5 protein-coding genes and 1 pseudogene are annotated in these 9,743 nt (G+C 41.5%); all 6 read right to left on the reverse strand.

Going from position 1 to position 9,743, the window contains the following annotated elements:
- Window positions 1-1,029 (reverse strand): hypothetical protein (locus AAC037_RS11350; protein ID WP_339903102.1); only part of this gene is annotated, 1,029 nt, incomplete at its 3' end.
- A 58-nt stretch (window positions 1,030-1,087) separates the two neighbouring features.
- Window positions 1,088-2,509 (reverse strand): BNR repeat-containing protein, encoded by a 1,422-nt coding sequence (locus AAC037_RS11355; protein WP_339903103.1) that lies wholly within the window; start codon window positions 2,507-2,509, stop codon window positions 1,088-1,090.
- Between the two features lie 70 nt (window positions 2,510-2,579).
- Entirely contained in the window at window positions 2,580-4,781 is a 2,202-nt protein-coding gene (locus AAC037_RS11360) for a polysaccharide lyase family 8 super-sandwich domain-containing protein (RefSeq protein WP_339903104.1), read from the reverse strand.
- Entirely contained in the window at window positions 4,778-6,643 is a 1,866-nt protein-coding gene (locus AAC037_RS11365) for a heparinase II/III family protein (RefSeq protein ID WP_339903105.1), read from the reverse strand. The genes AAC037_RS11360 and AAC037_RS11365 overlap by 4 nt, the downstream gene beginning before the upstream one ends.
- Before the next feature lie 569 nt (window positions 6,644-7,212).
- Window positions 7,213-8,985 (reverse strand): RagB/SusD family nutrient uptake outer membrane protein, encoded by a 1,773-nt coding sequence (locus AAC037_RS11370; protein ID WP_339903106.1) that lies wholly within the window; start codon window positions 8,983-8,985, stop codon window positions 7,213-7,215.
- Window positions 8,986-9,003: 18 nt separating this feature from the next.
- A pseudogene (locus AAC037_RS11375) lies at window positions 9,004-9,743 on the reverse strand (TonB-dependent receptor); the annotation flags it as partial.

The raw sequence follows: 9,743 nt of genomic DNA on the forward strand, positions 1-9,743 counted from the left end.
CTCTGAATGTAAGGTTACGGCAAAACCTCCTCCACTGAGAATTTGGTGGGCTGCAGCTAGAAAATCCATATCCTGTTTCAATGCTAAATCCAAAACCCTCTGTTTCAAGGGTTCATTTAAATGTTTGGCAGCTTCAAAAAGACATCTTGCCAACTCTAAATTACTGGTGGGCCAGACATAATCAGCCCGTCTCAGAGCCGGAAGGTACCCGGTGGCAGTTTGGTGACTGTTTTCTTCCATTCTCCGAACCAAAACCTCTATGGCTTCCAGCAGTTCTTCCCTTCTTGGTCGATTTAAATTCTCTTTACGCCCCAGGGCTATTGCCCATCTTTCTATCATTTGGCCGGCATACCTGGGAAAGTCAGAACCTTTTTCCGGGCCATGAGCGGAATAGGTAGCATGCCTGCTAAAATCACCTGTGCTTTTGTTTTGGATTTGATGGTCCCACTCCCCAATCGCAAAGCGCCAACTGGCTTCAGGACTCAATTGGTAGCTTTTATCCCAAAAAGGCCAAACATTGGCCTCATGGTAATCTTTGGCCACAAACCCACACTTTTCTGTTTTAAAATCCCAAAACAAATGCTCCCCCCAAGCCATTAGACCTGTTGTTTCACTTTGGCAGTGGTCGAAGAAATAGCCTATGGCCCGGTCTGCCTCAGTAGCATATTTGGGATCTCCGGTAATGGTTGTGAGTTCATAAAGGATTTCATACAAGCCAATTTCCCATAGGGGATTGGAGCCTCCAAGCGACCTGTCTGTTTCTCTAATCCCATCTATGCTTCCAAAAACATCAACATTAGCTATTTCCATGGACTTTCTGTCCAAAGCTGAAGCAAATAACGGAGAGCTTATCTCTCCGTAACGATCTCTTCCAAAGGAAATCATTTCATCTGCATAAGCTTTTACTCTTAATAGGTAATTCTCCTCCTTAGATGCATTGCCATTTACCTGTCCCATCCCTTCAGTAAAGCTATTGCAAATAAAAACCAGTAAAAGGCTTAAGTATTTAATGGATTTAGGGTTAGTCATTTTTTTATTAGTAAAGGTTAAAGGAAGGATAAGCCATTACAATTATTTTTTTTATGAATCACTCCATTTCGTACAGATACAGTACCGAAGGTTTGGGCCAGGGTTTTGGATAGGCCCTGTCTCGGTTTGGAGGTAGGGTTTCCCATTTTAAACGGTAGGTTCTGCCATTTTCCGGCGTTCCCAGGTCTTTGGCACTTCTTATTTCCAAGCCCTCAAAGTCCCCTTCAAGCTCCAGATCAGCACCAAAGCTATCGGGTTTCAATACCTCACCAATGGTATTTAAATCCTTGTCGAGTAGCAATACTCCTTCACCATATTTTATGTGCTGGTAACCCAATTCATAGTTCCCGTCTTCCCTACGATTAAAGTCTCCCAACCGCACCTCAGAGGGAATACTGCCACGACCGGAAAACTCCCAGCGGTAATCCCAATCGGTTACTTGTTTGGCTTTCCAGGCATCCTCTTCGATCCTGCTGACGTAAAACTGCAGGTTACCTTCATCATCGTATTTATGAAAGGCCATCAAAGGTTTATTGTTTTCATCCAGGCATAACTTTGCTGCCAAATTGATGATCCCTCCTTTGGGCGGTACCGGGTCCACAATCACTGATTGCTGATCAATGGTAACAGGTACGGTTAGTTTATTGCCAAATGCATCGTACCAATTTTTCATATCAGGGCTTTTGATATAGGAAAGGTCATGATTGGTTTCACAATCAGGTGTATCCCTCCATACCCAATACATATGGTACCAATTGTCCTCTCTTAAAGAAGGTTGAGAGGCATAGGCATTCATCTCTCCCTGTCCATCTGTCAGGGGACTGTCTAGCAAACGTGTCCATTCCTTAGAAGCTACATCGTAAATATTGTAAATCTCATTACCATTGCCACTTCCACCATCACGGTAATGAAACAATAGATGCCCTTCCCTGTCTTTCATAAAGTGAGGGTAAGTACATCGCTTTTCGTTTTCGCCTACCATTTCCATTTCTTGCTTCAGGCTACTGATATCATTGGGCTTTCTACCTCTGAAATAAGTGATAGGATGCACATGCATGTTGCCGGCCAGGTGTAAATACCCTTCTGAATCAATGCCTATGGTAACCGAATTGTGGCTGTCCCAGCCAAGTAGGGTACTGGTCCCCTGCCCTTCTTCCCTATCGAATACAGGCAATTGGTACAGTTCAAATTGATCCTCATCAAGATTTCTCTGCCCTACTGTCATGTGCCTGTCTTTGTTGTAATAGGCAATGTATTGACGGTTTTTGTGGGTTAGCATGGAAAAGCCTACCCTATGACCTGCCCAGACACTGTCAACAGGGATTATCTTTTTGACCGCAAGCTTTTGATCCCGCTCATCTATGACGATGGGCTCATCTTTTGATTCTTGCGATTCCTGACTTTTTTGATTGCATGAAACCAAAGCCAAAAACATAAACCACACAAGGCTTAAATTGACACGCATTATCCGATTCATCATTTGTTTATTATCTTAAATTTAAGCAGTATCTAGTTTAGGTTTGTTTAAAGGATACTGGAAATGTTACGTTTTAATCTCCTAAAATTACACTACTTCCGGCAAATTCACCTTCCGGAAGTTGTACCGTCACTTTACTGATCCAATGTTCAGCATCCCATTCTACCTGTTGCTTATTCCCTTTTAGATTCAGTTTACTGTTTAATTGAAAGTGCATTTTGTCTAATTTCCGACTGGGATCGGAGACGGCCATTTTCACTATATTTTGATCATCTAAGTGAAGCAAAACCAATCCCGGACCATCCATGGTTAATTCTAATCCATCTCCCAGATCAAGTTTACCTGCTTTGTAAAAATTAGCCTGCACCTGTAACAACTGTTTGTGCCGCACAGCCTGCAGAGCAGGAGTATTGGACAAAATTTCAATTTGGTCATTAAATTGATAGGCCTTGGTTTCTTCCAAGCCGGCATTAGGTAATATCAGGTAAGCATAACTTGCCTGTCTGACATTATTTCCATGGTTTACCCAAAGACTGAACACATCTTTGGTTACATCCTCTTGGGGTGCCCTTGTTTGCTGGTTAATTGTAGTCCAATTTCCGGTGACCTCTCCGAAAGACAGTTCTACCTCCTGAGGTGCTAACATAAAATAGCCTACTCGATCATGGTAAATCCAGTCCAAGTCTTTAAACTCATGCTTTCCTCGCTCTAAAATTTTCGTTTCCTGACCTACTTTTGCATAAACTTCTCCTTGGAGCAGCAAATGATTTAAGGTAGTAAAAACCGCTTGTTTACCTTTAGCGTTTATTCCTGCTCCCAAACAAACGTATTCCTTGTCAAAGAAGAACCAACTCTTCTTGGCTTTTAAGGGATCATGGGGGCTGATAAAATCAAAAGCTACACTTCCATATAAATCATCTGTAACCGCTCCCACAAAATCTGTATAGCCGGGTTTTTGAATTTGATCCGGATCCGGAAGCCTTTCCTTTTGCAGAATGGTTGTCCCGGGAATTTTCTGAAAATCCATTACAGGAAAAATATCAAAATATTCTTTTCCTGTGATAGAAAGGTGATTGGTGCCATCTCCTCTATGATGGTTTTTCAATCCTTCACTATTATAGGGAACCTCCATATTGTCATTTCTGGTGGAAAACATTCTTACAGAAGTAAAATAGTCCGGCCGCTGAAAAGTGAAGAATTCCGTCTGCCAAAAGTACTTGGCATAGGACAGGGTCACCTTATAAATACCTTCTTCTCGAATCTTTACAATTTCTTCCAAATCAACTTTTCGGTAATCAGTGGCCTGAAGTAATTTTCTTGGCGTTTTGGCATCCAGACCATGAAGAGCGCCCGGTCGGGCAATGCTCCTGTTTTTTGCACCGGCCTCTAAATATTTTCCGAAAGCCAGGTTTTTACTGATTCCATCTAAATAATAGTCAACCAAAATGGCTACTTTATCGGAAGAAAATGCGTACCGGGTGTCTGCAGTATATACAAGCCATTCTACAAAAGCATCTGCATAACCTAAACCATAGGAACTTGTATTGTTTACCCGATCTACCCGATGATGAAAACTAAAGTCTCTCTGAAGGCCTCGGCTACCGGTAGAGAACTTAATTTCTCCTTCAATGACTTTTAAAACAGCTTCGAATTTTTCTTTCTCCCCTAAAAACAGAAGGTTTTTTGCCAAAATACCGGCAATTTTTATTCGATCCCCACTGGGTCTTGCTCCTGAAGCATTGAGATGTGCCCTGCCAATAATGGGTTGGGCGGCTTTTACCAGTTCTTCCGGTAATTCATCTCCTAACAATAACATAACGGCCACCAGATTATTAGGTGTTCCTATTTGATTGTGCCACCAATTGTCGCAGAAGTAATCATTTTCTACCCAATGAGCCAAGGCATCGGTAACTGCCTGTTTTACTTTTGGACTTCCTTTATACTTGGAATTTGGCTGTCTATAGGCTTTTGCTAAAGTCACCATATTTCCTGTGTGGAAATAATGTTCAAAGCCTGTTCTCGATACATCTTGGTAATTGATACCGGGCCAGGTTCCGTCAGGATTTTGAGAAATAAGCAACTCCTCTATCGCCTCCGCATTCACCTCGGACGTCAGGTACTCAGCCACTACCCTCTCCTTCACCAGATCAAAATCTGTATTTACAGGAATGGCGAGCGCATAGTCTGTCAGTAAGAAAAAGAGGATGGCCCCTAAAAAAAGATTACTGCCAAAGGAGGATAATCTTCCTTTGGCAGTTGAGTTATATGTTATCACAATGCTTTTAATCTAACCTTGATTTTCTCCGTATTATTTTCAATCAAATAAGCGGGAATCCTAATTTCCAGTCTTTTTAACCCTTCAATTTGCCTGTCGAGCTCAAGTGGGGCCGGGTCGAGTGAGATAACGGATACCATGATTTCGGGATGAGAAAGGTTCTCCAACTTAATCTTTTTCCCGGCCTGGCTTAGGATGGCACCACCACCCACTATGCTGACATCCGCTTGGGTCATCATTTGCCAGGTGATCATTTTGGTGTGCACATTGGTTTCAATCTGATCTTCGATGAGCAAAGATTGATTATCAGGTTTGATGAATGTTCTGGTGGCCTTTCTCAATTTGTTACCAAAAACCGGTGTCAAATCAAAAGAAGCTTCAGGCTGGTCTCCATCTTTTACATCGAGCATTTTGGCAAAACCATCATTTACATGGAGTTCACCATTGACGGTCAATGTGCTGTGTCCATAATTATTTTTTGTCAACAATGTCCACCTTTCACATTCCTGACAAGAATTCCAAAGGTCAAAACCTGTTTGCTCCAAGGCATTATAGCCCTGGTTACCAGGATCAATGCTCCATCGAACACCATTCAGTTCCCAGATAAATGAGCCCGCATCCAAATTACCATGTGAAACGGTACCTTTGCCGCCTTTTCCTCCAAAGTAGTAGCCTTCTCCATCACGCATGATTACAATGGGGTTTTTACCATCTCCTTTGTAAACAAGTGGTAATTCCGCTTCATCAGTTTTTTCAAATTGTGCCAACCACACCAATCCGGCGCCTGCAATCCTGTGAAGCTTTCCAAAATCAGCCACCGGTTGACTGAATTTATCATCTTCTATATACAAGGAATTCCCACTCTGGGTAGCAAACCAAGCTAAAATTATATCGCCAGCATTACTGTGACGATCTCCACAATCCGCATAATTGTAATAGTTGCCGGATGGGGCAACTGTCAATTTTCTGAAATCGGCACTTTCTTTAAAGGCCGGGTAATCACCTATACCGAAGTCAGTTTTAAAAGCTGTTTTTAGCATGGCAGAGGTAAGTACTGTAAAAGCAGTACCATATCCCCAATAAGTGGAACCTTCAGGATAGGCCCCATCAGGTCCGTATTGCATCAAGCCATTAGGGATGCCATCCAATGAGCGGTGAATGGTTTTGGCTGCCAATTCTATATCCTGATCTGCAATGACAATAGCGGCAGCAATCATACCTGCGTTACACACTTGGTTCCAGTTGTTAGTGCCGTACATTCGACCTTTGTTTCCATTCCAACTAGGAGCAATTCCTTTTTCGATTAAGGCCTCTTTTGCTAGCTTTACTGTAGCATCCGGTAAGTCATCTCCTACCCAGTCTACTGCCAGAGCAACAGCCGTCGCCATCTCGGCCACATCAAGAAAATGAGAAGGATTCCAGTCTGAAAAATTGCTTACAGCGATGACTTCCTCATTTATCTTATCAAGGTATTTCTTGTCATTTTCGATGATATAAGCAATTCCTAAAACATTGACACGGTGCAGCATGTCTCTTGAGGTACCCAATAGCCTACGCCCAATGACATTTCTTGTAAGCACAGGTTCAGTAATTACTTTATCTGCATTTGCCTTCAAGGCCTGATAATAGTTGCCCACTAATGGGTCACTCTTGATCTTGCGCTTTAGGTTTCTTTCAAGTGCCGGTGTCAGGGCCAATTTAGGGCCTGATTTTTTTAGGTGTCGCTTTAGGTAGTTTACAGTTATCGGGTTCTCCAATTTTACCGTATCCATCGCGGCATCCTCGGGAACCGCAGCCATAAGCGGACTCCAAAGAAGGGCTGTAATCATCAGCAATTGAAGGGCAAGTTTTTCTATTCTCATTTTATTTAAAATTATCATTAAGTTTATCTATTTCTATTGGTTATGAATATTCACCACAAGGGATCCTCGCACTTAGTGCAATACCTTGCTAGGAGGTGAATTTCAAAGGAAGCCTTAGGCGGGGTACATCTAGCCTAGGATTGATAAGGCCGGCCTGAAAAGAAGCTTTAAAAAGCTTAATGGGTTAGGGCGATTTTTGAAAAAAAACAAATTGCCATGCTTGGTACAATCTCTTCATCATATTTGGGGATAAATTGGGTTTACAATGAAACTCGAAATATGCAATAAAGCTCCTATAACCTGCTGAAATTGCTTCAATATCAATCAATTGTCGCTTTTATCCATTTCACCATAGCCATGCTATAATAAAATCTCCAAACAGCCTGATATAATTGAAATTACAATCCTCATGGAGAAAGTGTAGGAAATTCTATTCCATAATCCGAGTTAAAGGATCAATTTAAAATATCCTTATTAATTTTCCTTTCCGTTTATAAAAAAGACAAAAAAAAACTGCTATAATCTGATGGAATCAAATCATAGCAGTTTTTTATATAAAATAATATCAATTAATTATAACCTGGATTTTGCTGCAATTGAGGATTTTGAGCTAAATCATCCAGTGGCAATGGCCATAGGTAATGTTTGGCTTCATCAAATACAGGGTCTGCCCAGTCAGTGCCTTTGTATACATCAATATAGGTATTTCCACTTTCAGGATCTACGCTTGTCTGAACAGTAGCTTCCGCAAATCTTGCCTGGTTTTCTGGGCTCCATCTGATACCCATATCAGGAATTTCAAGTTTCTTACCTTGTTTCCAACGCTTAAGGTCTTTGTACCTAAAACCTTCTAAGAATAACTCTACTCTTCTTTCTCTTCTGATTTCTACGATCAAAGAAGAAACTCCATCATTGGCATACCTTGGGTCCATTGGAGGATTTAAAGTAAGGTGTGGCATTGCAACCCTATCTCTCAATAAGTTAATACTCATATCCAAATCACCTTGAGTTATTTCTCCCAATTCAGCTTTTGCTTCAGCATAATTCAACAATACTTCAGCGTACCTTAAGATAATACCAGGAGATTCAGCAGTATTATAAGCCTTACCAATCATATCATCCGCATTGTAATGCTTGATGATATGGTATCCTGTAGTGGTAGTATAACCACCCGGCATACCCACAATTCTAGGATAGTCACGACCATCTGCCCTGTGGTACTTGTATTTTTCGGTATCATCAGGGTGAAGAATGGTTTGACGAAGTCTTGGATCTCTGTTTTCAAATACTGCTTCAAAGGTTTCATCTCCCATGTATTTTGAAGAAAGCGTAATAGGCAATCCATCAGTATCAAGGAAGTCTTCTACAAAACTTTTGGTAGCACCACCGGTGTAGCTAAAGTAACTTTGCACGTGGTTGGTATAGATCCCCAGTTGGTATCTTCTGTAAACCATCACCTCAGGGTTTCCGCTGATATCAATTTTACGCATAAAGGAATTGAAGTCATTTTCCGGATCGCCAGTATTGTAAATAGCATAAGGGCTATTTTCAATAACTTCCTGAGCTGCCTCAGCGGCTTCTCTCAACCACATATCAGCATCTGCGCCTCCATGGTATTTTCTCCATGTTCCTTCATAAAGACAAAGTCTTGACTTGATAGCTAGTGCAGCCCATTTATTTAGTCTTCCTGGTTCGTTGCCATCTCCCCAGTCTTCAGGAATATGCTCTGTAGCAAAGTTAAGGTCTTCCAGTACATTGTTCATTGCTTCTTCTCGAGGTGTTCTTGCCGCAAATAGCTCATCAGAATCAATATTCAATTCTCTGTCCACCCATGGAACATCACCAAATTTTTGAACTTTTTCAGCATAGAACCAGCCTCTAAGCAGTCTTGCCTCACCTACGTATTTATTTCTGGTTGCTTCAGGAATATCAGCGGTGCCGTAATTCTCAAGACCTACGTTAATTGCTCTTACAAAGTTCCAGCCTTTGTATCCGAAACGCTGAGGACCATTTGGCACCAGTTGTCTACCTGCCCTTACCTGCTGAAAGAAAGCATGCCTGTCATGTCGGGGAGCTAGGTTATCAGAAAACCCATCCAAAAACCAGTAACTTCCCCAGTGGCTGTTAAACCCATCAAAATGCGCATGCATAATCGGCACGTTATCGTCATTTAATGCCAAATGGTATAGGCTATTGTTATATACCATCAGGTCATTCTCTGTATTCCAGAAAGTCTCATTACTCACCTCATCGAGAGGATAACGCTCTAGAAAATCGTCATTACATGCTGCAAACACTATGGTTAACAGACATGCAAGTGTATATATATTGTATTTTTTCATTCTTCTTCGATTTTATATTTAGAAGGTAATTCTTGCACCCAAAGTATACACCCTTTGCATTGGGTATTCGATAGCTCCGGAGTAAATGGATTCTGGATCCAAAGGCTTACGAATAGGAGAATATTCCCAAAGATTCATACCTGCGAAATAAATATTGGCATTTTGGAAACCAACGGTCTCCATCCAATTTTGAGGAAGGTTGTATCCTAGGTTCATATTTTTCAGACGGATATAGCCTGCATTTTGCAAGAACCTGCTTTGTGTCTGAATATTCTTCTTATCATTGGTAGAAATATGAGGGTGTGGGAAATAGGCGTCCCTGTTGTCCTCAGACCAAGAATCTGTAATAAAATATTTCTCTACGTGTCCAGCATTGAATGGGAAAAACCAAGTCCAGTTTCCAGAGGTAGGCCAGTGGTCTCTTTTCCAGATTCCCTGGAAGAAGAGGTTAAGGGTAAAGTTTCTCCACTGGAAATTATTGTTCAAACCAAAACTAAGTCTTGGCGTGGTATTTCCAATAATCTTTCTATCTCCCGGATCACTTAATGTACCATTGCCCGGGGAAATAACACCATCACCGTTCAAATCAGCATACTGAATGTCTCCCGGTCTCCAGTTGGCACCTAGCCTTGACTGATCAGGGGCGTTGTCTACTGCTTCTTGGGTTTGGAAAATTCCAACCGTCTCATAACCCCAAATCTCACCTAATTTTTGTCCAACATAATATTGGTTGATAACACCTTCCGGGTTTTCGAATT

Source organism: uncultured Cyclobacterium sp., assembly GCF_963976465.1.
In the GTDB taxonomy this organism is placed as follows: domain Bacteria; phylum Bacteroidota; class Bacteroidia; order Cytophagales; family Cyclobacteriaceae; genus Cyclobacterium.

Bases quoted from the DNA above. Each gene is read 5' to 3' on its own strand.
- AAC037_RS11355 (WP_339903103.1), bottom strand. From the start codon at position 2,509: ATGATGAATCGGATAATGCGTGTCAATTTAAGCCTTGTGTGGTTTATG.
- AAC037_RS11365 (WP_339903105.1), bottom strand. From the start codon at position 6,643: ATGAGAATAGAAAAACTTGCCCTTCAATTGCTGATGATTACAGCCCTT.
- AAC037_RS11370 (WP_339903106.1), bottom strand. From the start codon at position 8,985: ATGAAAAAATACAATATATATACACTTGCATGTCTGTTAACCATAGTG.